Source organism: Cytobacillus kochii, from assembly GCF_044790165.1.
GTDB lineage: Bacteria > Bacillota > Bacilli > Bacillales > Cytobacillaceae > Cytobacillus > Cytobacillus kochii.
In genome coordinates this window covers 978,493-1,004,610 of sequence record NZ_CP085254.1, presented here as the reverse complement: position 1 = coordinate 1,004,610, position 26,118 = coordinate 978,493, and the positions used below count along the sequence as shown (strand labels likewise).

Annotated in this window: 26 protein-coding genes and 4 pseudogenes; 13 read left to right on the top strand and 17 right to left on the bottom strand. The window is 34.4% G+C overall.

Features of this window, described 5'->3' with window-relative positions:
* Nucleotides 1-85: 85 nt before the first annotated feature.
* From LG276_RS05435 to LG276_RS05425, 3 genes are all read right to left on the bottom strand, one after another.
* On the bottom strand, nt 86-352 hold the full coding sequence (locus LG276_RS05435) for a hypothetical protein (protein WP_281202738.1): 267 nt from the start codon (nt 350-352) through the stop codon (nt 86-88).
* A gap of 161 nt (nt 353-513) precedes the next feature.
* A complete protein-coding gene (locus tag LG276_RS05430; protein WP_223254522.1) occupies nt 514-1,083 on the bottom strand; it encodes a cupin domain-containing protein in 570 nt (189 codons plus the stop codon).
* A gap of 268 nt (nt 1,084-1,351) precedes the next feature.
* Nucleotides 1,352-2,089 carry a membrane lipoprotein lipid attachment site-containing protein gene (locus LG276_RS05425; RefSeq protein ID WP_224938899.1) on the bottom strand — a complete coding sequence of 246 codons (738 nt, stop codon included), beginning with the start codon at nt 2,087-2,089 and terminating at the stop codon, nt 1,352-1,354.
* Between the two features lie 631 nt (nt 2,090-2,720).
* Between LG276_RS05425 and LG276_RS05420 the strand changes: the two genes are divergently transcribed.
* Nucleotides 2,721-3,350: a hypothetical protein gene (locus LG276_RS05420; RefSeq protein WP_251163443.1), complete on the top strand. Its 630-nt coding sequence runs from the start codon at nt 2,721-2,723 to the stop codon at nt 3,348-3,350.
* 135 nt (nt 3,351-3,485) lie between these two features.
* A complete protein-coding gene (locus LG276_RS05415; RefSeq protein ID WP_224938897.1) occupies nt 3,486-3,881 on the top strand; it encodes a DUF3888 domain-containing protein in 396 nt (131 codons plus the stop codon).
* A 99-nt stretch (nt 3,882-3,980) separates the two neighbouring features.
* On the opposite strand, the gene LG276_RS05410 is transcribed toward LG276_RS05415, so the two are convergent.
* Nucleotides 3,981-4,550: a recombinase family protein gene (locus tag LG276_RS05410; RefSeq protein WP_095373808.1), complete on the bottom strand. Its 570-nt coding sequence runs from the start codon at nt 4,548-4,550 to the stop codon at nt 3,981-3,983.
* A gap of 809 nt (nt 4,551-5,359) precedes the next feature.
* Here LG276_RS05410 and LG276_RS05405 point away from each other — a divergent pair.
* Genes LG276_RS05405 through LG276_RS05395 form a run of 3 tightly spaced genes read left to right on the top strand, consistent with a single transcriptional unit; the run spans nt 5,360 to nt 9,219 of the window.
* A complete protein-coding gene (locus LG276_RS05405; protein ID WP_095373807.1) occupies nt 5,360-6,925 on the top strand; it encodes a spore germination protein in 1,566 nt (521 codons plus the stop codon).
* On the top strand, nt 6,925-8,115 hold the full coding sequence (locus LG276_RS05400; RefSeq protein ID WP_341104058.1) for a Ger(x)C family spore germination protein: 1,191 nt from the start codon (nt 6,925-6,927) through the stop codon (nt 8,113-8,115). The genes LG276_RS05405 and LG276_RS05400 overlap by 1 nt, the downstream gene beginning before the upstream one ends.
* A 33-nt stretch (nt 8,116-8,148) precedes the next feature.
* The gene (locus LG276_RS05395) at nt 8,149-9,219 is read left to right on the top strand and encodes an endospore germination permease (protein ID WP_281203336.1); all 1,071 of its coding nucleotides are present in this window, start codon (nt 8,149-8,151) and stop codon (nt 9,217-9,219) included.
* 144 nt (nt 9,220-9,363) lie between these two features.
* On the opposite strand, the pseudogene LG276_RS05390 reads toward LG276_RS05395, so the two are convergent.
* The 3 genes and pseudogenes from LG276_RS05390 to LG276_RS05380 all read right to left on the bottom strand — a co-directional run.
* A pseudogene (locus LG276_RS05390) lies at nt 9,364-9,480 on the bottom strand (transposase); the annotation flags it as partial.
* Nucleotides 9,481-9,536: 56 nt separating this feature from the next.
* A pseudogene (locus tag LG276_RS05385) lies at nt 9,537-11,294 on the bottom strand (Tn3 family transposase); the annotation flags it as partial.
* 186 nt (nt 11,295-11,480) lie between these two features.
* The gene (locus LG276_RS05380; RefSeq protein WP_116354206.1) at nt 11,481-11,894 is read right to left on the bottom strand and encodes a carboxymuconolactone decarboxylase family protein; all 414 of its coding nucleotides are present in this window, start codon (nt 11,892-11,894) and stop codon (nt 11,481-11,483) included.
* A 132-nt stretch (nt 11,895-12,026) separates the two neighbouring features.
* On the opposite strand from LG276_RS05380, the gene LG276_RS05375 reads away from it, so the two are divergent.
* Nucleotides 12,027-12,467, top strand: coding sequence for an Lrp/AsnC family transcriptional regulator (locus LG276_RS05375; RefSeq protein ID WP_116354207.1), 441 nt, complete (start codon nt 12,027-12,029; stop codon nt 12,465-12,467).
* Nucleotides 12,468-12,638: 171 nt separating this feature from the next.
* Here the strand turns inward: LG276_RS05375 and LG276_RS05370 are convergent, their stop codons facing one another.
* On the bottom strand, nt 12,639-13,208 hold the full coding sequence (locus LG276_RS05370; RefSeq protein WP_223254522.1) for a cupin domain-containing protein: 570 nt from the start codon (nt 13,206-13,208) through the stop codon (nt 12,639-12,641).
* A 300-nt stretch (nt 13,209-13,508) separates the two neighbouring features.
* Between LG276_RS05370 and LG276_RS05365 the strand changes: the two genes are divergently transcribed.
* The gene (locus LG276_RS05365; protein ID WP_224938870.1) at nt 13,509-14,426 is read left to right on the top strand and encodes a class I SAM-dependent methyltransferase; all 918 of its coding nucleotides are present in this window, start codon (nt 13,509-13,511) and stop codon (nt 14,424-14,426) included.
* Nucleotides 14,427-14,587: 161 nt separating this feature from the next.
* On the opposite strand, the gene LG276_RS05360 is transcribed toward LG276_RS05365, so the two are convergent.
* From LG276_RS05360 to LG276_RS05345, 4 genes are all read right to left on the bottom strand, one after another.
* Nucleotides 14,588-15,061 (bottom strand): GNAT family N-acetyltransferase, encoded by a 474-nt coding sequence (locus LG276_RS05360; RefSeq protein WP_404293735.1) that lies wholly within the window; start codon nt 15,059-15,061, stop codon nt 14,588-14,590.
* 258 nt (nt 15,062-15,319) lie between these two features.
* Nucleotides 15,320-15,676 carry a glyoxalase superfamily protein gene (locus LG276_RS05355; RefSeq protein WP_036578620.1) on the bottom strand — a complete coding sequence of 119 codons (357 nt, stop codon included), beginning with the start codon at nt 15,674-15,676 and terminating at the stop codon, nt 15,320-15,322.
* 207 nt (nt 15,677-15,883) lie between these two features.
* A complete protein-coding gene (locus LG276_RS05350) occupies nt 15,884-16,234 on the bottom strand; it encodes a VOC family protein (protein ID WP_141130782.1) in 351 nt (116 codons plus the stop codon).
* Nucleotides 16,235-16,440: 206 nt separating this feature from the next.
* Complete coding sequence (locus LG276_RS05345; RefSeq protein ID WP_223254523.1) at nt 16,441-17,715, bottom strand: DUF4158 domain-containing protein; 1,275 nt, start codon at nt 17,713-17,715, stop codon at nt 16,441-16,443.
* 285 nt (nt 17,716-18,000) lie between these two features.
* Here LG276_RS05345 and LG276_RS05340 point away from each other — a divergent pair, with 285 nt between their 5' ends.
* Complete coding sequence (locus LG276_RS05340; protein ID WP_404293733.1) at nt 18,001-18,846, top strand: GyrI-like domain-containing protein; 846 nt, start codon at nt 18,001-18,003, stop codon at nt 18,844-18,846.
* A 139-nt stretch (nt 18,847-18,985) separates the two neighbouring features.
* Nucleotides 18,986-19,321: pseudogene (locus tag LG276_RS05335) on the top strand (recombinase family protein); the annotation flags it as partial.
* Nucleotides 19,322-19,383: 62 nt separating this feature from the next.
* Here LG276_RS05335 and LG276_RS05330 read toward each other — a convergent pair.
* The 5 genes and pseudogenes from LG276_RS05330 to LG276_RS05310 form a co-directional block, all read right to left on the bottom strand.
* Nucleotides 19,384-19,614: pseudogene (locus tag LG276_RS05330) on the bottom strand (DUF4158 domain-containing protein); the annotation flags it as partial.
* Nucleotides 19,611-20,276 carry a recombinase family protein gene (locus LG276_RS05325; protein WP_251162682.1) on the bottom strand — a complete coding sequence of 222 codons (666 nt, stop codon included), beginning with the start codon at nt 20,274-20,276 and terminating at the stop codon, nt 19,611-19,613. The pseudogene LG276_RS05330 and the gene LG276_RS05325, both read right to left, overlap by 4 nt.
* Before the next feature lie 806 nt (nt 20,277-21,082).
* The gene (gene ytzI / locus LG276_RS05320) at nt 21,083-21,250 is read right to left on the bottom strand and encodes a YtzI protein (protein ID WP_251162683.1); all 168 of its coding nucleotides are present in this window, start codon (nt 21,248-21,250) and stop codon (nt 21,083-21,085) included.
* Nucleotides 21,251-21,323: 73 nt separating this feature from the next.
* Nucleotides 21,324-21,782 (bottom strand): DNA mismatch repair protein, encoded by a 459-nt coding sequence (locus LG276_RS05315; RefSeq protein ID WP_251162684.1) that lies wholly within the window; start codon nt 21,780-21,782, stop codon nt 21,324-21,326.
* Nucleotides 21,783-21,930: 148 nt separating this feature from the next.
* Complete coding sequence (locus LG276_RS05310) at nt 21,931-22,134, bottom strand: hypothetical protein (protein WP_251162685.1); 204 nt, start codon at nt 22,132-22,134, stop codon at nt 21,931-21,933.
* A gap of 578 nt (nt 22,135-22,712) precedes the next feature.
* Here LG276_RS05310 and LG276_RS05305 point away from each other — a divergent pair.
* The 4 genes from LG276_RS05305 to LG276_RS05290 all read left to right on the top strand — a co-directional run bounded on the left by LG276_RS05305 (nt 22,713) and on the right by LG276_RS05290 (nt 25,686).
* On the top strand, nt 22,713-24,473 hold the full coding sequence (locus tag LG276_RS05305; protein WP_251162686.1) for a SulP family inorganic anion transporter: 1,761 nt from the start codon (nt 22,713-22,715) through the stop codon (nt 24,471-24,473).
* Between the two features lie 27 nt (nt 24,474-24,500).
* On the top strand, nt 24,501-24,839 hold the full coding sequence (locus LG276_RS05300; protein WP_251162687.1) for a metalloregulator ArsR/SmtB family transcription factor: 339 nt from the start codon (nt 24,501-24,503) through the stop codon (nt 24,837-24,839).
* Nucleotides 24,840-25,041: 202 nt separating this feature from the next.
* A complete protein-coding gene (locus LG276_RS05295; RefSeq protein WP_251162688.1) occupies nt 25,042-25,386 on the top strand; it encodes a zinc ribbon domain-containing protein YjdM in 345 nt (114 codons plus the stop codon).
* 39 nt (nt 25,387-25,425) lie between these two features.
* Nucleotides 25,426-25,686 (top strand): hypothetical protein, encoded by a 261-nt coding sequence (locus LG276_RS05290; protein WP_251162689.1) that lies wholly within the window; start codon nt 25,426-25,428, stop codon nt 25,684-25,686.
* The last annotated feature ends 432 nt before the right edge of the window (nt 25,687-26,118 follow it).

The following is a 26,118-nucleotide window of genomic DNA, read 5'->3' as shown; positions in this document are numbered from 1 at the left end:
AACATTAGAACTTCTGTTAAATTGATCTTCATTTTTAAGATTATCAATAAAAAGCACCTCAAGTGAGACGACCTTTGCACAATTATTAAAGATAACCTTTAGATTTTAACTCATGAAATTTCGAGTCATTAATTAAAATATCCTTATTAAGTACAGGATTAGGAACCATAGGTATCGATATCAGCTCATTATACAGAAAAATATCGAGTCCATTTAGGACATTCTGTTCATCAAATCCGTCCATTATAGATTCATTTATAATTTCATTTTTAATACCAATGCGTTCCTCGAATAGCTTTTTACAAATGAACTCTTTTAAATCGGCATCCATATCCTTTAATTGCTCTATCATTAACTTCCCTCCTTTCCACTATACCTATAATATAGCAGTTAGTCAGGATGTTTTATGGAATTATTTGAATTTTTACAAAAAAATATTTATTAAACAATCTGGCCCGATTCTGGTATAACCTTATTCAATAATTGCGCCCGATTCCAGAAGACTATAGATTTCTAACCTTCGGCATCTGCCTTTGTTCTATGAACAGTACCAAAAGGATGATTAGGTGGTGCATAAATTGAATAAAGCTTTAACGGTATATTACCTGTATTGGTTACATTATGCCAAGTATTGGCAGGTACTATAATGGCAAAATCATCACCCGCATTTCTTACAAAATTCAGGTTATCTTTACTCTTACCCATCTGAACAAGTCCTTGACCTTCCTCAATTCGTAGAAATTGATCAACCTTAGGGTGAATTTCCAACCCTATATCATCTCCAACGTCAATACTCATTAAGGTCACCTGCAAATGACTTCCGGTCCATATAGTATCTCGATAGGTATTATTTTGTTTAGCAGCCTGATTGATATTTATTACAAAAGGTTCTTTTCCATGGTCATTTAATATGGAACTAGTATATCCCTGAGTGTTTGGATATGACCAATATTGATTTGCATAGCGCCTAGCATATGACATATTTCCATAGCCAAGACCAAACATATTATCATGATTACACATTTGCCCATTACTATAATAAGTGTTCGAATAATAAGGATACATATAAAAAGGGTTATTCATTAAAACATACCTCCAAAGATATATGATTATAAACCCATCATATGTCCCGCGGATTTAGAAGTTCATTGCTAATTCTTATTCCGTTATCTGGCCCGATTGTTGAATATCGTCATGTTATTTTTTACCATAAAATCCCTCTTCGGACAATGCATATTCAAAGGGGTAAATCTTCGCATCTTTTTTATAAATATCGCAACTTTGTTTTAAACATCGCATCTTTTTTACAAACGTCGCGATTTTATTTTAAATCCACACCTAGTCCTCCTTATTATTCTTGATTTTGTTCGTCAACGCTCGGATAGGGTCCCTCATATTGTCCGAAATTATATATTTTTTTATAAATGCCTTCTTTGTTTGAGAAGTCCATTTCTAGCAAAGATGATGCTTTAACCATCCAATAAATAGACGGCTGACTATAATTTTCACCTGGTAATCGTTCGTTGAATAATCGAATTTGATAAGTAAATTGTCTTTCAAGTCCTTTATCTCTCAATTGTTCTTCCGTTAAAATCAAATTACTTTCTTTCAGATAATGAATAAAGTCTATCATTTCCATTCTCATATCTACATTATTATCAATGACTAAATCAAAGTTAAATTGATTGTTGAAAAAAACCACTTCTTCTTTTCCATCTATTTCATAATTAAACCCACGCTTTTCATTATCTGGTTCAAAAATATGCTTCATTAAATCTATTTTTGTTTTCGTATCCTCATAATAATAACGGTCTTTTCCGTATATCGTTTCTACCGCTTCCAGTATCGTTTCCGCTTTCGGCATCGCTTCGATATCATGCCAGTGATACGCTGTTATCACTCTACCGTCTTCGGTTTCCCCTTCAATTGATTTTGTATCAGGTTTGATTTCTTTACTTTCGGTATTTTCAGGTTGGGACACTTCGGTGACGACTTCTTCACCCGCTTCTACTTTCTTTTTTTTTCCTTCCTCATCTCCGCACCCCGTTAACAAAAATAAAGCAACTGTAATAAATATAGCTTTTTTCACTTTTCTAATCCCCTTATCCTTTTAATCTACCTATCTGTTTTTAATTTCATTATAGCTTAAAGGTCTAATTAAAAAGGATAATTTCTTGACAAATAAATATACAGCACCCATACATTTTAGTAGACATAACTGCTTATTATCGGCAATTGCAAAAAGCCAGAACCCTTGTGGGAACTGGCTTTTCGTTTGCGCTTTTGTTGGTCATGAAATATACATGTCAACAAACAGTGATAAAGCACGATTTGTTCTTTTTAAAGAATGAATGAAAACATGCATGAAAACGCTCGCCAACCTGCCTTATAAACAACCTTTTTCTTAAGAAAAATACCACCTTAAGGTGGCGGTCCTTAACGAAAGGATTGCTGTTTATTTTGCTTTTTTCGCTTTCTTTGGCTTCAAAGGAATACCATGTTTTTTACTATTCTCACGTATTTTTTTCGCTAACTCTTCTGCTTCTTTTTTGGTCAATTCCATTTCGGTTGTTCCTCCCTAAATCTCTTTTACTAAAAGTTTGGTCAACAATGAATCTTTTTAAACATACCTCCTCTCTATCTCTCATATACATGAAATAAATCTAGAACACTATGACACTGTTCTAAAGCAAACCAAGCGAAAAGAGGGGATTATTTTGTTGAAAGAAGGGGAGAAAAAGAAAAGACAAACACGTTCAGATAAAAAAAAAGATATCAAACCGACGATTTCCATTGACTTAAAAAATTGTATTTATCAATTGTCTTATGTCACCAATCAACCAGTAAAAGATATTGTAGAAATACTTTGCGAGAAAGGTTTGCAGTCGAGAAAAGTCATGGAATACTTGTCTCAATATTTCAGAAGAGATTACCAGTTTTTCAATACTACGTTCTTTGGACAACTGGAAAGGGAGTCGCTACAAAGAAAGTATCAATCGCCTAAAAATGAACGGGTCTCGGTTCGATTCACGCAATGGACGTATGAGGACATTCGCAAGCTGTCTGACGCCTTAGACGTCACACCATCCAAAGCAACCGCTTTATTACTAGATGCCAGCGTGCGGAATGCAAACTTATTGAATGCCATGGTGAAATTATTCTTGCATGAACAACTCGATCAATCACGCATGGATGAATTAAAACGTGTCATGAAGTATGTAAGTAAAAATAATCCATACAACGAAGAAATATCGTGGTTCAATTTATTGTCCTTTATTTTTGACGAAGTAAAAGACACGACCACGAATGTAAAAGTAGCCATTAATAATTGGTTGGGCAAAAAAGATTAAACTGTTCTGCAGATAAACCTTTTAAAAGAGAATTTCTGCAAAACACCCCAAATTGGCATACAAGTGAATATTTATATAAAAATTTAGGAATGTTAATTTTATGGTAGTTAATTTCGTTGTACAAGGAGTAATAAAATGAAATCAAAAATTCTAATAGCTCTCTTAGGAATATATTTATTTACCCAACCTCTTGTAGGAAGCGCAAATGTTAACTCGATTAATAATGAGAATTTATATGACTCTTATTTAACTTTACTGAACCCTTATGTTTATAAAATTATAAATGAAAAAGTCGGAACCGATCGTTCCTATGATTTATTTGATGCGAAAATTATTAGTATAAAAAGAAATGTACCTGGGGAGACTCCTGAAGAAAAAGAGGTTAATAAAGGAGTATATGATTTTACCGTCAAAGTCCAATACCGAACTTTCGTTGGAGCGCATAACCCGCCTCTTGGGTTAGAAACCTTAACATTAAGAGTCACTCCCAATGGAGTGAAATTGTTAGATTTTAATCATAAAGACTTATAAAAAATGCATAAAATAAAAAGAAGGGCTGCCACCCTTCTAGGCCTAGTGACAGGGTTCCTGCTGTAGACCGCAAAGTAACTTTGGAGAAGTAATAAAATCCTATTTTTTTAGTTCTTCAAGCTTTCTTCTATTGACTGCTCTGTATAAGGAACCTTGTGATATTCCAGTTGCCGAGACAATCTCCTTTATGGAATATTCCTCACTATCATACATCCTTAGCGCAACAGCAAGCTTTTCTTTATCCAACTTGGGTCTACCTAATGTTTTCCCACGCCTTTTACTTGCTTCAAGTCCTTCCTTTACTCTCTCAGCAATAAGGTTTCTTTCTAATTCTGCAATGACACACATCATTTGGAACATGGCTTTGCCTGTAGAGGTTCTTGTATCCATATTTTCTTTTAAAGAAATGAATTGCACCCCCATCTCTTCTAACTGTTGAATAATGTTGAGGATATCCAATGTTTTACGTCCTAAACGGGAGATGCTCTCCACTACAACTGTATCGCCTTTCCGGATGACATCAAAAAGTTGATGAAGTCCTTTTCTATCTTTAACTGTACCAGTGAATTTCTCCTCAACTATTTTTTCACAACCATATTCATTAAGCATACCAATTTGCCGATCTATATTTTGGTCAATAGTAGATACCCGAGCATAACCAATTATCATTTGTAACCTCCAATAAACTTGTATATTTTTATTTTACTAGAGGGGCAATTATTGTAAAGGTATTTGATAATACTTTTGGTAATTATTTTTGGTAACTGCTAATCTTAATAAAATCAAAGGGTAACAGGGCGATGGGGGGGCATTACAAAAACACTGGTTTTTGGTAATCTAGTTGAGTAAAAAGTTTATTAATTTAGTGTTTAAAATTTATGTGTGCTTGAGTGTGATTAAATTTACCTCTCAAACACGTTAATTATTCAAGAAAAGGGCTATTTTCTTGAATAAGAGAAGGAATTATTAGAAAGTGAATTCGAAGCTTAAGATTTCCCTATGTATAATAGGATTTGAAAAGCATTGATCTTAATTATTAATATATTGCTCTTTATGTCTAGCTCTTGGTTTTGTGCCAAGGACATTTTTAATAATGTCTTCACTCATATGTATACCATGCTTATATAACCTATTTTGTTCTTGTTATTTGTTCGTCTTCATTGAAAAAATGTAATAAGACATATTTTAGCCCAAGCCTGGAAAAGAGAATCTTCCCCTGCATACGGAAAAAAAATAATATTTAAACCGGCCAATATACCCAATAACCATGAAAAATTCATATTAAGAGCTATCATCATTTTATTAACTTTGTTTGATCCACCTTACTCCCCACCTTTCTATATTAATAAATTCCCAGTAAATTAATGTAATTCGCGCAAAAATCATTAACATATCATTTCCAAAAACGGCACATATTATTAGTTATAAAAGCCATAATAACAGTATAAAAAACAAACTTTTCTAGGATGGGTTAAACTATGCGTTATTTAAAAATTAAATCCATTATGCAAAAAATGAAGCAAAATACTAAATGGACACAGGAAGAACAATTTAATAATTCAATTTTGTTCTCATCGGATGTTCATAAAAATGAAGAAAAACTAAAACAACTGTTAGATTCAAGTGATGATATCATTTTTCATGATTTCATCATTCCATTACATGACGGTCGCACATTGAAAGCTCTACTAGTTATAGTAGACGGGTTAATTGATGAAGATGCCATTCGCAATAATGTATTAGAGCCACTGACTAAGGAATCTCTAGATAGCACTATGGGAGAAGAATTAAAACAAGTAAAAGAAAGAATTTCTATTTTTAACACAAAGAAGGAAAATAATCTAGAAAAATCTGTATACCAAATACTGAAGGGAAATACGTTACTATTACTGGATGGGTATAGTGAAGGATTACTGCTAAATGCACCAGGGTACGAGGTTCGAGCAATCTCCGAACCTCAATCTGATCGAGCTGTGAGAGGAGCACATGACGGATTTATTGAATCATCACCTACTAATATTGCATTGTTACGGCGAAGAATCCCACATCCTTCTTTACAGTTTGAAACAATTAAAATTGGTGAATATAGTCAAACGGATATTACAATCGGATATGTAAAGGACATTGCGGATCCAAAATTGATTGAACGGATCAAACAAAGATTAGAACAAATTAAAGTGGATGAGATAAATAATTCAGGGGAAATCGAACAATTCATCGAAGACCATCCCTTTTCAATCTTCCCTACGATTGGAAATACAGAACGTCCTGACAAAGCTTCAGCCTTATTAATGGAAGGAAGAATTGTGATCATTGTAAATGGGGATTCGGTCAGTTTGTTTGTTCCATCCCTATTTCTTGAAAATATAAAAAGTATAGAAGATTACAGTTCTCGACCCTATTATAGTTCCTTCATTCGAATGCTGCGTTTCGTGTCATTTGTAATCAGTATTTCTTTACCAGGCATTTATATTGCAGCTATTAATTTTCATAAGGTGATGATTCCATCTGATATGATTGTCCCTATTATTCAAGCGCGAGAGACGGTCCCATTCCCTCTAGCAATGGAAATTGCCATGATGATTTTAATGTTTGAAGTTGTCCGTGAGGCTGGTGTCAGACTTCCTCAACAAATTGGCTCAGCGTTAAGTATTGTTGGTGCTTTGATTCTGGGACAAGTCTCAGTCTCAGCCGGACTTGTTGGTGCACCGACCATTATTGTTGTATCCATATCGTACATTGCTGCATTTGTTATCACCCCAATTGCAGACGTCACCGCACTTCTTAGGATAGGATTATTTATTGCTAGTAGCTTATTCGGGGGATATGGACTAATTGTCGCCATGCTCGGTTTATTAACACATATGATCTCTTTAACATCGTTTGGGATTCCATTTATGGCGCCATTTGCACCTTTTTATTTTCAGGATTGGAAAGATTCACTGATTCGTTTGCCGTTGAGGTGGAAAAAACAGCGACCAAAAAGTATACCGAATCAGCGTAAGACTAGAATTAGATCATTACCTAAAACAGGTGATAAATGATGGTAAGGATACTAACTATCATCCCATTATTATTTTTATTAACCGGCTGTTGGAGTAGTCAAGAACTTGATAAATCAGCACTTGTACATGGGATAGGGTTGGATAAATCTGACGGACAATTACGAATTAGCGTCGAAATCATAAAACCAACTGGACCAAGTGAACAAGGTGGAGGAGAGGGGGGCGGAGGAAATGGCCAAAATATTCTATTAGAAAGAGACGCGGACTCATTGATACAAGGCGCAAGAGAATTCATAAAAGATGCGAAACGTCGGCTTTATTTTGAGCATACTCGTTTATGGGTGATTGGTGAGGAATTAGCAAAAGATAATTTTATTGACTACCTTGATGAAAGCAGACGCGATCAAATGTTTCGTTTGAATAGTTATCTTTTCATTACAGAAGAAAAGCCAATTGATATTTTGGGTACTTCTACACTTTATGAAGATCTTTCTTCGGCAGAAATAGTTTCTGCTTTAGAACAAACACAATATATTGCTGAATTTACATCCGTAAAAATGTATGAATTTTATAAGTTAATTGAGGGCCCTATTCCTAATGCCTATTTGCCGATAATTCGAACAAGAAAAGAAAAGGGTAAAGCAATTACTTCAATAGACGGCACTGCTGTTATTAACACTTATAAAATGGTCGGTAAACTGAATACAGATGAAACTGTTGGGCTGAATGTCCTTTTAAACAAGGTAAAAGGCGGAAGTAAAACTGTATCTCGAGGTAAAACTGTATCTCTGAATGACAAGGAGAAGATCTCTGTAGAGATAAAGAAATTAGAAACGGAAATAAATCCAACATTAGATGGTAATCAGCTTGAAGCATATCTGAAAATCGAGATAGAGGGAACTTTAGCTGATAATACTACGAATAGGAATATAAATGATCAATGGATAAGTAAAGTTGAAGAAGAAGTATCAAATCAGACTGAAAAATCCGTACGTTTAACTTTGAATAAGCTTCAAAAGGTAATAAAGACTGATATATCAGGAATTGGACTGGAAACCTACAGAAAATATCCTAAACAATGGAAAAATGTCCAATCTGAATGGAATGAGATTTTTTCTAATGCAGATATAATGATTGATGTTCATACAAATATTACTCATCAAGGTCTTATTAATAAAAGTGTAGAAAAAAATCACAAAAAGCCTTATAACAACCCTTATAAACGATAGATTCTATGGACAATGAAGAAGGAGATTACTGATATGTTAACGAAATGGGAGACACTTTTTTTATTAATAATGACGCTTCCAATCATGGGACATGTCGTGATTCTTCCGTTAATGCTCGATGTTGCTGGGAGAGATGCTTGGATTTCCATAATTATATCACTTCCGGCAGCATTTACGTTGGCAATCTCCATTTATCGTTTGAGACTTAAATACCCAAAACAAAATATTTCTGATATGCTTCACAATTTATTAGGAAAACCTTTTGGAGTGATGATAAAGATAATTTTCATTATCTACTTTTTATTTTTAACAATTTTCTCGTTTGCTTTGTTAGTTGATTTTATCTACATTGCCTTTTTTCCTGAGACACCACGATTGGCTATACTGGTCTGGTTTTTGTTATTCTTTGTTTATGCAGCTTCAAAAGGTATTAAAAGAATTGCATTAACGGCAGGAATACTAGCAATAATTGCTATGGCGACTGGACATACAGTCACGATTTTGGACAGACCAATGAAAGATTGGAGTGAGCTCCAACCTATATTTGAGTTTGGTTGGAATCCAATATTATGGGGATCTTTGATAATTTTAAGTATATGGGTAGAATTATTACTACTTTTATTTCTACCCATTCAAAACATTCGTGAAAAACGAATGTTTTTACTATGGAGTATTGGAATTTTGTTAAATGCACTTATGATGTTTTCAACAACTATAGGTAGTATTACGATTTTCGGATTAGGTCAGGCTGATAATTCTGTATACCCCGCATTAGAGTCAGTACGAATTATTAGTTTAGGATTCATTGATCGTTTTGATATTTATGGATTACTATTAATGGCTGTAGGGACATACATACGCTGCAGTCTATACTTCCGAATCGCTTATGATATAACTGTATCAAAGGTTTCCTCAAAGTGGATAAGACGATTTGGATTTACGGGGTTTGTTTTACTCGTATTCCTTGGTACGTACTATTTATCAAAAGAACATCTTCGGCTAGATAAAACATTAGATATTTACGCATATATGATTGTCCTGTTTCCTATTCCATTTTTGTTACTAGGTATCTCTTATTTAAAAGGAAAAACAAAGCAGAGTTAGCTCCCAAAAAGGGAAAAGTGATGCTTACCTTATGTCTTAAGTTTTGCAAAAATCATTGCTAGATAAGGGGGTATTTTCAGAGTTATGATTTTAAAAGTATAACTATCAGTTGATAAAAAAGTAAGCAAGGCAAGCACCCTATCATTGTGCAGATACATCAATACTACGGGGACTACATACCGTTTTAATTTCAGCTAGATTGGACAATTCACCTCGATCACGTATATGAATTTTTCTCGCATCAACCTCAAAGTCCTCAAGCTAATATCTTGATGGGATATTAGCTGGCTTTTGTCACCGATCAAAATGATAAAAAACTACGACACCTTCAACTTAATAGGTATTCGCTGATTCATATTGAGTTCAAAAGTTCCGTATGGATTGACATGATGATAAAATAAAGGTGTTAATCCCCTAAAATCTTCTGGAGTCATTTTCTTCAACCAATATTGGTTGTTGTCATAAAGAACCTCTTGTACCATTAAGGTATTCATATAGACTAAGCAATTTTGCAGCAATTGAAGTGATAAGGCAGACACCTCTTGATCTTCTATCGAATTGGAACGAATCTCACTGTTTTTCCCATAGAAAATATAAGTATTCACTGAGTTCCATTGTTCCACTGTATTTAATCCTTCATGGATCTCTCTTCGAATCTCTTCATAGTGTAAATAATCACATAAAAAGATCGTTTTAATCGCTTTTCCTAATTCACATAAAGCCTGATAGGTTGGATGTTTCGTATCCCTTGTAAATCGCTTTAATATGGATTCGGCAGAAGCAGTACCTAACCGTAGAGCAGTTGCAAACTTAATGATTTGTTCATACTGTTGCCGAATAAGATCCCAGTTAATCGGTCTACTTAAAGTCGGTTGCAGGTGAGGATATTCCTCATTCATGCCGGCTTCTGGACGATATAGCTTTTGAGACCCGATATTTTTAAAGCGTGGCATCAGTTTAAAACCAAGTAGATGACAAAAAGCAAAAGCAACGACACTTTGTCCGTGTGTATCGACATAATTTCTGTCAACTTCCATATCCGTACAGTGCCGAAGAACTCCTTCCATCATAGCTGCCACTTCCGAAGAAAGGCAGGACTTTAGCTGAGAATAAATACAAGCTGACTTTCGATCTGTATGCCAATAGATCATGACTCCATGTTTCTTATAACGAGGATGCCATTCAGAGAGTAGGTTCTGATCCCAAGAACCAAAATGTTTTGAATCGGAAGCACATGCAGTGGTAGCTTCTCCCCATACCTCTTTCATTCGATTGTAGATGATATGGTTGGTAACCTCTGCGTTGGCTTTTCGCAAATGGTCTTTATGAATAAATTTTTGACGGATATATCGAAGTTCCCGATAACCATCTAGGTGGTTTCCAGCAGAAACAGTTTTCAAACCTGTATTCGTTCCTAATCCAAATAAACTTAGTAGAAGCCGTCGTTGGATGGTTTCTCGATCTAAAATCTCTCGATCGGCTGTGGTTTTAAATTGCTTGGTAAACTCCGTGTGAAAATCTGTTTCTTTTAGTAAATCCAATAGGTTAATGTCGGACCAACGGCTCTTAATCTCCCGTTTAAGCGTCGTCACATGTGGGGGTTCGGGTTGCTTTTCAAGTGGAGTGACTCTAATCCATCCCTTGTTATTTCTGGTAGTGATCGCTACTTTTTCGTTACTTTGATCCCTTAACCCTTGATTCAATAAATGGAGTTTATCTTTCATCAACAGTATAATATCTTTGATAAAAGGCTCTACATCAAGAGGCACTTTCAGTGCTTGAAAATATTCTTCCTTGTGCTCTTCAAAATCTTGAGGGAGATCTTCATCTGGGTTTCGATATCGATCAGCACCCTCAATCCAAATTTCTTTACACCGAAGTCGAGTGCGAAGCGATTGTATGACAGCAATTTCATAATTGATTCGATTTACCCTTTCAATTCCTTTGCTGTCTGTCTCGACAATGACGTCTTTCCATTTTGGCTGAATTACGCCTTCAATGGGAACTTCATCACCAGCAGCAAAATAACGCTGCCCACTTTCCCCATACTCTCGAATTAGTTGTAGCTTTGAAATAAAGTTTGAGCAAAAAGATCTCGCAAATCCTTATTTTACGATAAATAAGAAGAATCCATTTGAAAAAAAGATTAATCAAAAAGGATTCTTCTTTAGCAGATTTAAGTTTGGTTTTTATAAAAAAGTTTGATCATTTTCTACCTGTGTTGCTCAACAATCGCGCCCGATAATGGAATGAATAGAATATTAATTTAAAGGTTCTAATTTCATCATTGCACCAAAATATTGTGAAGCAGTTGTAAAAGAGATAAATGCACATAATTCACTTATTTCCTCTTCAGTGAAATATTCTTTTAAAATATCAAAAGATGAATCAGCTATGTCACCCTTTTGTTTTAAAAAGACTTCTGCAAATCCTACTGCAATAGAAGTTTTTTCATTAAACTTATCTGGATCAGGTTTTCCTTTCGCCTTACAATACTCACATCCGTTACTTTGGGCTAATGTTCTCCTTACTTGTTCCTTTAATTCAGATGTTAGTAGTCCATCTTTTTCTAACACATTTCCTAACTGATTCCATCCTTCCATTACTTCTTTATTATGCCCCAATAGTCTCTGAAAATGTGTTTCCCCGAAATTAGATCCAACAATCCTTGCCATATAGGTACCTCCCTGTTATATTTAATTACAAATTAATTATAAAAAATAAAATCACTAAAACAAATTAAATTTATAACGATTATCAAATTAATCTTTTATAAAATTAACGATTATTGGGGATAGACTTTAAAAATGAAAATAGATGATATTGATAAAAAAATTTTAGATGAACTACTTAATAACAGCCGTCTATCAATGAGCGAGCTTGGGAGAAGGGTGAATCTGTCCTCCCCATCAGTAACAGAACGGGTAAGGCAAATGGAATCATTTGGAGTTATAAAAAAATATACTTTAGAAGTGAATTATGAAAAATTAGGTTTACCAATCCAATGCATAATTGAAGCAACAGTTAAAAATGGTGACTATAAATCTTTTAAAAATTATATTGAGAAACTTCCAAACGTCGAATTCTGTTATCGAATAGCAGGAAGTGCGTGTTATATGCTTAAAATGCAATTTGAAACGTTCGATAAAACAGAAAAGTTTATTGATGAAGTAAATCCAATCGCACATACTGTAACACATTTTATTTTTTCACAAGTTTCAACATATTTAAAAATTAATATGGATTGATAAGTTTTCAGTCAAAAGCAATACTCTTTATTTACCAGACAGTTAATTGAAATAGCATGCTTAAATAATAATGGAAATTCTTGAACGAGTTCCTGCTTATTCCACAAAATGGCCCGATTCTGGTATAACCTTATTCAATAATTGCGCCCGATTCCAGAAGACTATAGATTTCTAACCTTCGGCATCTGCCTTTGTTCTATGAACAGTACCAAAAGGATGATTAGGTGGTGCATAAATTGAATAAAGCTTTAACGGTATATTACCTGTATTGGTTACATTATGCCAAGTATTGGCAGGTACTATAATGGCAAAATCATCACCCGCATTTCTTACAAAATTCAGGTTATCTTTACTCTTACCCATCTGAACAAGTCCTTGACCTTCCTCAATTCGTAGAAATTGATCAACCTTAGGGTGAATTTCCAACCCTATATCATCTCCAACGTCAATACTCATTAAGGTCACCTGCAAATGACTTCCGGTCCATATAGTATCTCGATAGGTATTATTTTGTTTAGCAGCCTGATTGATATTTATTACAAAAGGTTCTTTTCCATGGTCATTTAATATGGAACTAGTATATCCCTGAGTGTTTGGATATGACCAATATTGATTTGCATAGCGCCTAGCATATGACATATTTCCATAGCCAAGACCAAACATATTATCATGATTACACATTTGCCCATTACTATAATAAGTGTTCGAATAATAAGGATACATATAAAAAGGGTTATTCATTAAAACATACCTCCAAAGATATATGATTATAAACCCATCATATGTCCCGCGGATTTAGAAGTTCATTGCTAATTCTTATTCCGTTATCTGGCCCGATTCTGGTATAACCTTATTCAATAATTGCGCCCGATTGTTGTATTGTATTTTTTGATTTTTTCATGAGATAACATTTAAATACAAGTCAATATTATTGACAAAATAATTTAATTATGCTATAATTTACAGTTATTATATTTTCGTATATAATAAGATTCTCCTGGCCAGGGGAATCTTATTTTTATTATATGGGGGAATCAATGTATGGAGAAAAATGAATCCAGTTTAACTTCCTTAATTTCAGCTTTTGGTCGAGCATACCATAGTAAATATGACACACCAAAGATTTTTGATGATTATATTGCAAAAGATTTAATTACCCAAAAGGAATTTGAAGATATTCGTAAAAACATGATTCAAGGAATTCAATTTTTTAATCATGAAATTGCTATAAAATTTCAAGATCAACCCGATGAAATATTAAAATGGATTACACAAGTTCAACTCTCACCAACTCCATTAGCACGTGCTGCCTATTGTGAAAAAGTATTATTCCATGAGATAGTACTAGGAGCTGAACAATATGTCATTCTAGGAGCTGGATTGGATACATTTTGTTTTCGGAACCCAGAATTAGACCCTAAGTTGGAAATATTTGAAGTTGATTATCCGTCTACACAAGATTTTAAAAGGAATAGGCTAGCCAAATCTAATTATCAAATTCCTTATAATTTTCACTTTGTTCCAATGGATTTCACCAAAGATATTATCCTACAAAACCTTATTGATGAGGGTTTTCAACCAAACAAAAAAACCTTTTATAGTCTCTTAGGTGTTTCCTATTACTTAACAAAAGAAGAAATTTCAAATTTAATTAAAGAATTATTTGCAGAGATTCCATTGGGAAGTTCCATCGTTTTTGATTATGCAGATGATAAACTATTTGAAGAAAAAGGATTGTCTAACCGAGTTCAGAATATGGTGCAAATGGCATCCGCTAGTGGCGAACCAATGAAATCATGTTTTACTTATGACGAAATAGAAATATTGTTAGAAGATGCAGGATTACTTATTTACGAACATTTATCACCCGATGTTATAAATAATAAATTCTTTAGCGATCGTTTGGATTATTTAAAAGCCTTTGAAACGATTCATTACATCCATGCTGTAAAAAAATAATTATTTGTTTAATATCAGCTTACCCCTTAATCCTCTATTTGATTGAGGGGTAGGCTTATTATTAATTATTACACAATCTGGCCCTTTAACGGCGCAATGCTTATTCAACAACTGCGCCCTATAAAGGAATAAACACAATAAACACTATAGTTTGAATTTCTTTAGTTAAGGGTGAGAATAAACTCTTCAACATCCTTACCACGCGCGTTTGCATACCCGCTATCTTCACCCGAAATCATGAACCCACATCTTTTTAAAACCTTTATGGATCCAGTATTGTCTTTTGCAGCGCGAGCATAAAGTGGACGAATTGAAACCTGTTTTAGAAATTCTTGTAAAGCGTTGGTTGCGATTCCCTTACCCCAGTATTCCTTTCCAATCCAATAGGTTACTTCTGGTTTTCCGGACTGCTCGAAGTGTACAATATGGCCAACTACGGTGTTCTCAACAATGATAGTTTGCTTAATAATATTCTTATTCGTAAGTATTTTGTTCCAGTGTTCAGCGAAGCTATTCCAATCATTAGGGTCCTTACTTGTAAAGGCGGCCATTTGGTTTGCCTCACTGTCCCGTTGATGCTTAAAAAAAATAGGAAGGTCATCCTCATCCATATTCCGAAGCACTAAATTGCTCATTAAACTCACCCTCTGTCGTTTACTTTATTCTAGCAAACGTACGTTCCCTAAGCAATATATTTTATCGTGTAAAACCACCTTGATATGCTTAGTACCAATTCATTTCCTTGTTCAACAAAATGGCCCTAATATGCAAGATGGGTGCTTCTCCTTATTAGGGAATAGCGCCCGATGAATCAACAATATGCGCAAGGCTTATTCCGCGAATGAGCCCTATTGCTGGAGATCAAACCCTTTAAATTAGTATTAAAAGATTGTTTATAAACGAGTACATATGCGTAATTGATTTCCATCAGGATCTACGACTGTCATCATACGAAGTCCTTCAAGATCCTCATTTGGAGGTTCCGTAATACGGATATCTTTTTTACTCTTTAATTCGTAGTACCATTTATCAACATTGGGAACAAATAAGTGAATTAACCCACCCGTTTCGCAGTCTCCAGTATGTTCAGTTAAATAAATAGTCATTTCGTCCTTAGTGATCTGAACAAAAACAGGAAAATCAGGTTCAAACCGATGCTCCCAATCAATTTGAAATCCCATTCCTTCTACGTAAAACGCCTTACTCTTTTTATAATCAGTAATGCGGAATGCAGGAACCACTTTTTGCATATTGACATCCTCCATGATAAGTTATTTCTAATTTTCAACAAGCAGGTTAGATGATCCTGCCTATTTAGTCTTTTTTAAAAAAATTAACCTCTAAATATCTTTTAGCCAGTAAACTTTGACAATCTGTCCCTTAAATGAAAACAGACGTATTTCTTAGAGAAACGCGCCCTAGTCTGGAATAAAGTCTAAACTATGTATTACTTTACATTAAATTTCTTGATACAAGCCAATCCTATTTCCGTATGGGTCTTCAAAAGAACACCAAGCAGCTGGGACACCTTCTCTGGTGTTAACACTTTCTATCTCTATGTTTAAAACTTCCACAAGCCTTCTTCTTTCATTTTCAATGTCTTCTACACCTAACCTCAATGGACCATTCCCATTTGTTGGTTCACCTTTAGCAACCTGAAGCCACGTGTTAGGAACAATCTCCCACTCTGCAAAGTCCCCGTGTGGTATGAAGTCAGGTTTCCTGTTAAAAAGCTTTTCATACCACTTTATCCCCTTTTCATAATCAGTAATTCTCACTTGAAATGTTACACCGGTATTCTTCTCCATTGACATTACCCCCCATTAAAGTAAACTGCTGCTCTTTTGTACAAAAATAAAATCAGATATAATACTACTTCGACAACCTCAGAAGCTTCTGCTTATACAACAAAATGGCCCGATTGCGGAATGAAAAATTCCTGCATTGATACAGGAATTTTAATCAAACTTTATTATAAATTATCGAACTTTTTTACAAATTAGCAGACTTTATTTTAAATCAACATTAGTTGGATAGCCTCGATAATCGGCTGATGAACTTGATTATTTGAGCGAAAAGTAAGGTTGTTTAAAATTTTAGAAAGGGACTTTCGATAATGACCTTGGTAAGAAGCGTGCATTTTCGTATAGATTTTTTCTTTGTATTCCCGGTTATTTTTTGTCATGTCCTTAATAATATCCCGAATCATATCAGAGCTAACAATAGGGAATAGAGTATCTTGAATGACCCCTTCTGGGTTATCTACGGTCGCTTTTAATAAATTGACAATATGTTTATTTTTCCCTTGGACTCTTTCTAATTCTTCTACTGCTTCTTTTCGGGTTGTATTTTTGGCCTTATTTCCGAATTTTAGCGCAATTTCATCCAATAAATCAGCTAAATAATCAATGACTTCCTCATGACGATGCGAAAATAAAATGGCAAGAAGGGTATAGCGTATAGGTGCAGGGTGAGCACGCAATTCCGTTACGGTTTCGGTAGCTGCACGTAGTCGATATTTTTTTACTAGTTTAGGAGACATCTGTTTACATAAACCATCAGGGATTTGAAGATGTTGAATGGCTAATAGTTTTTTGATTTCCATTTCCATCGTACTTACACTTGGTTTGCCTGGAGAGGATAGCAACTGGCGAAAGGTTAAAATGTCGTTGTTTTCTTCATCAGGAATTTTAGCTTCGAAATAACCATCGGACCCTTCATCAGAGTGTGATTCAAGAAAGGCATCTAATCGTGAACAGGTCTTAGGAGAAAGTTGTTGATAGGTCATTTTATATAAATTCTTTTCAAAATGATCGATAGCAGATTCAATCATTCGCTTCAAACTTCCTAATGAAGGAGGTTCAACTTTCCACGTACGAAAGAAACTGTATGCTTGATTTTTCAAGTAGTCGGTATCATGTGTAAACTGAACCTGTTCTCCTAACCACTCTGCGAAGAGATGTTTGTCGTTTGCAGTAAGTTCTCGAAATCCAAAAAGGTTACGTATTGCCTTTCGATGTTCCGTATAACTTCTTTCTTTTCCACCCCAACCATAGTTGTCAAAAAAGTCCTCTACCGAAGCATCTACTTGATCAGCTACATGTTGGACAACTTCTTTGGGCACATCTTGCTTCTTGTTAGGAAACTGTGCTTCCTGTTGGAAATATTTAAGAAGGACAGCAAACCCTAAACGGTTTGCGCTTGTTTTCTTACTTAGCACTAAGTGATTTTCATTTGGCAATAAACTAAAATGTTCATCGAGTTCATTTTGATTCCAATTTCTCTTCAATGGTTTCCCTCTTCTCACTATGTCATTTTATAAACAGTATAAATTTCGACATAGTGAGCTATCAACAATACTTATCGAAATTATCAAAAAACAACTTTACTTTTATTGGAAATAATCTTGCGGACTAGAGCAGCTACCCTGTCACTAAGCCTATCGGAAGGAAACAAATAGTTTGTCCTGATTCTATCAAAAGGTTTATTTTTTGATACCAACATTTTTAGGCATGAAATGTCGGCAATTATTATCTATTTTGTTTTAAAGTAAATATTGAAAGGGAGTAAACTTATGGATTGGCTAGAAAGAATGAACAATGCGTTAAACTACATTGAAAATAGCTTGAATGAAGAAATAGACTACAAAGAGATTGCAAAAGCAGCTAATTGTTCTGAGTTTCATTTTTCAAGAATGTTCTCTTCAATCTCAGGTATATCGCTATCAGAATATATTAGACGTAGACGGTTAACACTCGCAGCATTTGAAATTCAAAAAAGTGATATTCGGATCATTGATGTGGCAATTAAATATGGTTATGTTTCTTCTGATACTTTCTCACGTGCTTTTCAAAAAATGCATGGAGTAACCCCTTCCAATGCTCGTAATAGAGGGGTACAGTTAAAAGCCTTTCCCAGAATTTCCTTTCAAATTTCTATTAAAGGAGATACCGAGATGGAGTACAGAATTGAAAACCTTGATTTTGAATTAAGAATTGTTGGAAAAAGTAAGCCAGTAAAAACAAGCAGAGCATTTAAAACAATCCCTACGCTTTGGAACACTGCGAAAAAAGATGGATTTACGCAAGAACTAGTAGATATGTCATGGGAAAATCCAAAATGCACGCTTGAAAGCCTTCTGGGGGTTTGCGGAAAAGAAGCTGCCATAACAGATGAACAATTTTCCTATTTCATGGGCGTAAGATACGATGGGGAATCCCCAGAAAATATGGAGACGCTTATTATTCCCGCAAGTACATGGGCAGTTTTTCCGAACATAGTGGATGCATGGAAACGTTTATATTCCGAGTGGGTCCCTACCTCCGAGTATGAACTTGCAAATTTACCGTGTATAGAATGTTATTACGGTCCGAAGCATAAACCAAGACACGAACTCTGGGTCCCTGTTATCCCGAAGTAAATTACATATTCAGTAATAGAATGCTGTTTATGGAGTAACGAAAAAAGAGCCTAATTTCTCAATTTAGGTGATGGGAAATCAGGCTTTTTATATTGGAAATTCCTTATCGTTGTAAATCCGCATTTTCCTGACGCTACCCCAGTTAGAAGAGATGGGGGTGCAATTCATTTCTTTAAAAGAAAATATGGATACAAGAACCTCTACAGGCAAAGCCATGTTCCAAATGATGTGTGTCATTGCAGAATTAGAAAGAAACCTTATTGCTGAGAAAGTAAAGGAAGGACTTGAAGCAAGTAAAAGGCGTGGGAAAACATTAGGTAGACCCAAGTTGGATAAAGAAAAGCTTGCTGTTGCGCTAAGGATGTATGATAGTGAGGAATATTCCATAAAGGAGATTGTCTCGGCAACTGGAATATCACAAGGTTCCTTATACAGAGCAGTCAATAGAAGAAAGCTTGAAGAACTAAAAAAATAGGATTTTATTACTTCTCCAAAGTTACTTTGCGGTCTACAGCAGGAACCCTGTCACTAGGCCTATAAGGAAAATACTCCTGGCTCAATATCCAACTGTTTTGCCAAATAGTCAAGCAAGAAGTCGGGGATCTCCTTTATATCAGTTAAGCTCCATCCTGGATAACGGAGTAGTGCTAATTGGACAGCAAAGCCTAACCGGTTGTAGTCTCGTCGGTGACGATTTATGATTTCCAAATCATGTTGCGAGAAGGTATAGTAAGTAGCAAGCTCCCATTCACCATTGGGAGGGGTCATCCATTCTTGTCGCTGGTCTGTTGTAAGAAGTTCTTTACCGCGCAAGGTATCTGCTCCTTTCTTTGATTTTCATACTCCTTTACACGTCGATAAAAAGTATTTGGCTTTAAATCAAGACGCTTCATTCCTTCCGTCGCAGTGATTGATCCAGATTTCCACTCATCATACACCCGAATAAAATCTGCATTAATCTCGTACTTACGTCGCCCAAATCTCACACCCTTCTTCTTTGCCACTTCAATTCCTTCGGCTTGCCGTTGCTTATTTTTTTTACGTTCTTGCTCGGCTACATAAGAAAGCAGGCTTAAAAATTGGTCCTCCATTAACTTTCCAAGATCGCCCATTCTTCGGAATTTTCGGCTATCAAAAAGCGTCTCATTTTCTAGTACCACGATATCTGCGTTTAGCTGCCGTGTAATATACTTCCACTCTCGAATAATACCATCATAGTCCCGACCTAATCGGTCCAGTGCATCAAGATATATCAAATCCCCTTCGCGAATGATTAAAAGCATCGCCTGATACTGCGGCCGATTAAAATCTTTTCCACTTTGCTTGTCAATAAAGATATAACGTTCTTCAATTCCAAGTTCACGGAATTTTTTAAGCTGCCGTTCTGGATTTTGATCCTTAGCAGAAACGCGAGCGTACCCTAGTTTCAAAAATATCAACTCCTAAACTATTAAACTATGTCAAAAAGTATATCAACAAAATGAAATGTTTCAAAATAAAAAAGCACACTTTTTGACACACAGAATATTATCTGTTTTCCAACGTGTCATAAAGTATACTTTTTGACAGTAACCATAATATGAAAAATACCTTACATTACTGTTGTTAAATGACAATAAAGATATTTAAACCAGTAAATAAATACATTATTAGCGTTGTTTAAAAACGTTATTAGGTTACCTTTGTAAGATTAATACAGGAAATAGAGGTTGCATAAAACCAATTTTTTATGTAGTAAGAGGATTCTGAAGAAGCTTGAAACGTTGATTTTATCAACGATGTATTTTTAAATAAGAACCTTGTATATCCGTTTAATGGATGTTACATAATAAAACCGATAAATCACATAATATTAAAAAAAGAGTATATATTTGAGGTTATAATAAATGATAGATCCTTGGAGATGTTAGTATCGAATGATTTATTAGTAGATATTTACCGTAACGCTGTTGAGCGAAAAGTTAATAATGGTCTCATTCAAACATCCTTTAATGAAATTTAAAAAAGAAATTTAAGAATTAATAGACCTAGTGAATTACAACAGCTACTCGGGGCTTACGGAATCTGTCAGAGCCGATGTAGGAATGATGTTTATAAGTAACTAATAACGAAAGTAACCTTTCCTTAACATTAGGAAATACTTGAGTAATAGGAAATTTCTGAATTTTATTATTGTGCTCTTTTTATTATAAGGAAACAAAAAAACTGAAATGGAACAACCGTTTGATACACTGTTCTATCGTTGTTGATTGTCATTTTCTTGTTTTTTTGAATTGTTAGCAGCTGAATGGGGATCAACTGGGTCAATAGTATGTTTATATTGGTATGCTTTCGATGTAGTGGTTAAACTTAATATTAAGATAATAAAGATAATGACTAAGCTTACAATCAAAAAATTCGCCATTTTTATAGTTCCTCCTCAAATATTTATATAACTAAATGATTTTATTTATAAATTTACATGACCTTACTATCTTCTATATAAAGTTTTCTGAATTTCTAAGATCAAAATCTAGGTTCAACTTTCTTTCTAACTTATCTATATTTCCTCCCTCTTTTACAAACAATTCTAACTTTTCAGCCATCAGTTTTCCTATTTTACTATCTAACTGTTCATGATTAAGTAATGATTTTATTTTTATTGTTTCTGGGGTGTTATCCCTACGGAACCATTGTCCAGGGACCTGTTCCCATAAGTTTTCCCACTCATCTAACAATTCAATTTCATTTAAAAAGAATTTTTGTAAACCACATAACCAAGCAGTACAACTAGTATTTCTTTTTTGGCACCCTAAACCGTCTTTTAAAAGCTCACACCCTTGACAACAAGAGTTCCCACTTTTTATACAAACCTCACAAATATAATGTGACCCAACTAATTGAAGTACCTTCAATCCATATTGGATAATGTCTTCTCTTTTTATTTCTATACTCAACTTATTCGCTCCATCCGCAATTAAATTTCTCCCTTAGATTAACCAATTTTTTACCCAATCCGACCATGGCAAACAGGTAACTATGTATCCATCCACGTACCTATGAACGTTATTCTGCCCACATTGTCCACCTCTTAGTTCTGCCCATTTAGTATAATTTTCTAGTATGCCTTGTGCCCCGCATCCAAATATGTCCTTCCCCCTCTAAGTTTATCCAAACATAGTGACCTATTTTTTCTATAGCTACTACCTTACCTATTTTTTCGACATTAGGTTCATGATAAATGACCTCAACTAGATCACCTATAACAACCTTGTTCCCGTCTTTATCCTTGTAAGATTTTATGTCCATTTCCCCACCATCCTTACTAGTAATTCTATCTTTCTATAAAGGGGGATATTTCCTATTTCCATTAATTATGTTCTTAGGCTGGTGCTTGGACATAATGAGAGCACAGGTAAAAAGGAAGTCAATTAGTTCCAAAAAGTGCAATAGGTATTTAAAATATTCCTTAACTTAAGCAAAACACTCAGTAAGTACCTTCAAAAACTACTTTGTTTATTATATAGGCGTTCAGCAGTAGGAGCAGGTATTGTAGTCTCTTATCCAATGTTGAAAAGCAATAATTATATTACGAAAAGAGAAAAGACACATACTCTACCGTTGTTCTACTTTTTGTTCTTGTACTTTTTCGATTGTTCGTTTGAGATTAATTGGGTTAATAGTATGTTTAAAATATCCCGTTGGATAAAATATATAAAATTTTATATATTGTGTTATTAAACAAAACCCTTGCTCCTATTCTCATGTATTTCACCTCAAAAATTCCTTTTGACATAATTAAGGAAACAGTGTAAATTCATATCATAATATATTCAAATAATCAGATATAGAGATATGCAAATATTATAAACGAAGAAGGGTTGGTTATGCAACATAAATGGTTTTTTACTGGGAGATATAATGGGTATTCTTTACCGAATTTTCAAAAAGACCTATTGTCTGGTCTAGTCGTTGGTGTCATTGCTATACCTTTGGGTATGGCGTTTGCAATTGCTTCTGGTGTTAAACCCGAATATGGAATATATACTACAATTATTGCAGGTATTTTAATTTCACTATTTGGTGGGTCAAGGTATCAAATTGGTGGACCTACAGGAGCCTTTATTCCTATTTTATTTGGAATAGTCATGACTTATGGATATGAAAACTTATTAATTGCTGGATTTTTTGCAGGTATTATCCTATTTTTAATGGGGATTTTTAAACTTGGTTCATTAATTAAATTCATTCCAAGGCCAGTGACTATAGGCTTCACATCAGGAATAGCCGTCATTATTTTTGTGGGTCAGATTGCTAATTTTCTAGGCCTTACAGGGGTAGAAAAACATGAAACCTTTTTAAGTAATATCAGAGAAATTATCATTCACATTCATTCTATTAATTTTTATAGTGTATTAACTGCTGGAATATGCCTTATTGCGGTCTTGTTAACGCCAAAATTTTCCCCGAAGGTTCCAGGACCACTAATAGGATTATTATTTTCTACAGTGATAGCCAGCATATTTTATCCTAATCAAATAGCCACAATTGGCTCAACATTTGGTGAGATTCCAAGTGCCTTACCTCATTTTAAGGTACCTGAAATGACCTTTGAACGCGTGCAACAATTAATTGGGCCAGCTTTTGTAATTGCATTGCTTGGGGGTATCGAATCTTTATTATCTGCAGTGGTCGCTGATGGTATGACAAATAGTAAGCATAATAGTAATCGAGAATTAATTGGTCAAGGTATCGCTAATATGATTACTCCTTTATTTGGTGGAATTCCTGCAACAGGAGCCATAGCCAGAACAGCGACAAATATCAAAAATGGTGCGTTCTCGCCATTTTCCGGAATGATTCATGGAATTGTCGTTTTGTTAGTATTAGTACTTCTTGCTCCTTATGCTTCAAGTATCCCATTAGCCAGTATGGCCCCTATCTTAATGGTTGTAGCGTGGAACATGAGTGAGAGGCATGTATTTTATCACGTGTTAAAAACAAAAACGGAAGATTCACTTGTTCTAGTTGTTACTTTTTTATTAACGGTTTTTGTTAATCTTACAGTTGCTGTTGAAATAGGTCTTTTATTAGCAGTGGTTTTATTTACAAAAAGAATGAGCGATATTACGGTAACAGTCAAGGCACTACCTAACCCAAACAATAAACATGAAAAGATGGAATCTAAAATGGTGACAGATGCTCGTGACTGTCCTCAAATTAGTATTTATAATGTAGAAGGTCCTTTATTTTTTGGGACTGCTCAAGCGTTTGAGCACTCAATAATGAATACGATCAACTACAAACCGAGAGTTTTACTCTTAAGAATGGGAAAAGTCCCTTTTATGGATACAACGGGTGAATCTTATTTATCAAGTATCGTAAAGGATTTTTCCAAACACGGGGTTGTATTGATATCTGGTATTAAACCTCAACCTAAAAGCGTTCTAGTAAAAACAGGTTTATTTGAATATATAGGAGAAGGGCGTTTTTTTGATCGTACTGGAAATGCAATAGATTTTGCACTTGAACATCTAAATAAGGACAAATGTCTTGGATGCAAACATTTTGCTTTTAGGGAATGTACAGTCTTTTCGGGTGCACATGAGAACATTGAAAAAAAAGGAAAAGTAGTTACGACATCTTAATTGTATCTAGAAAGAGAGGGAAATAAATTGAACTTAGAAATGCAACGGTTTAAAGCTGAATTTTTTAAAGCTCTTGCTCATCCACTTAGAATAAGAATTCTTGAACTTTTAGCTGACGGAGACAAAAATGTAAATGAAATTCAAAATCTTGTAGGAAGTGAAGGTTCGGCAGTATCGCAGCAATTAACAGTCTTGAGAGCAAAAAATATAGTTACAGGTACCAAAGATGGTAATCGGGTCGTTTATTCCTTAAGAGATCCTATGATTATTGAGTTGCTCAGTGTTGCTCGTCAAATTTTTAATAATCACCTTGTTGATACGATAACAATGTTAGATAAATTCAATGATACAGATAATGAGGAATAGAAAAAAAGAAAAGGATAACCTTTTCTTCAAATTTGAAAAGAGTTTAAATGAATTTCATCTAATTCAAGAGATCATGACAGGATATAATCATATAAGGAACTCGCTTTCAAGTTCGTAATTGCTATTCTTACGAAGTTTTAAAAAAGGAAATTGAAATTAACTCTCATATAGAATTAACAATAATGAATGGAGGAAAGAAATTATGGTTAATGTGCCAAATTGCCCAAAATGTAGTTCAGAATACACTTACGAAGACGGAAGTCTTTTTGTTTGTCCAGAATGTGCTCATGAGTGGACTTTATTAGAAAAAGAAAATGATAATAGTGAAGATAAAAAGATTTTCAAAGATGCAAATGGAAATGTCTTAAATGATGGTGATTCTGTAACAGTTATCAAAGACCTTAAAGTAAAAGGAAGTTCATTAGTCGTAAAAATAGGTACAAAAGTTAAAAATATACGTTTAGTTGACGGAGATCATGATATTGATTGTAAAATTGATGGTATTGGAGCTATGCAATTAAAATCTGAATTTGTTAAAAAGATATAAATGTTTCTAAAGGGTATCATTTGAAAAAGGTGTGAAAAAATGGAGACACAAATTTCATCAACCTTCTACTATATAAAAACTAAAGACGAAATCGGGGATACTATAAGAACAGCTGTTTTTAAGCTTAAAAATGGATTATTTCACGCGTATTCTTCTTATGATCAAAAAGATGATAAAAAAATTATTGGTTTTGGTGAGAGTGAAAATGATAAAACAGCTATAAATTTATCAAAACAAGACCTAAGAAAAGAATGGGAAGCAAAAAAAGGCATAAATTTTTTGGATCATACCCTTTATTAAAATTTTTAATAAAGGGTATTTTAGTCAGTCTTCTATACTATTCCATAATCAGGCGCTTATCTACAGTATGTTTTTCTACCGTATCTAACGTATGTAATGATACAAAAACGACCAGATTTCTATCTATGTGGAAACATTATATACTGATATTTCTTATAGTATTCAACGTATCCAAAGGTATGGGGAAATAGACTTGGGTAACTGGAGAAAGAAACAACCTTGAAGTTTAGTGTGGAAGTGTACTTCTTCCAGATTAAACTTCAAGGACAGTAAGCGTTAGCGCGGTAGGTGTGATAGATAGGCTCGTTGCCTGATGGAAAACATACTAAGCCTAAAGTATCAATTGTACCCACTGGGGGCTCAAGTCACGTCCTTAATACGTGTATCTATGACTACATGTAATCAACGATAAAAGGTGCATTCTTTCAACTT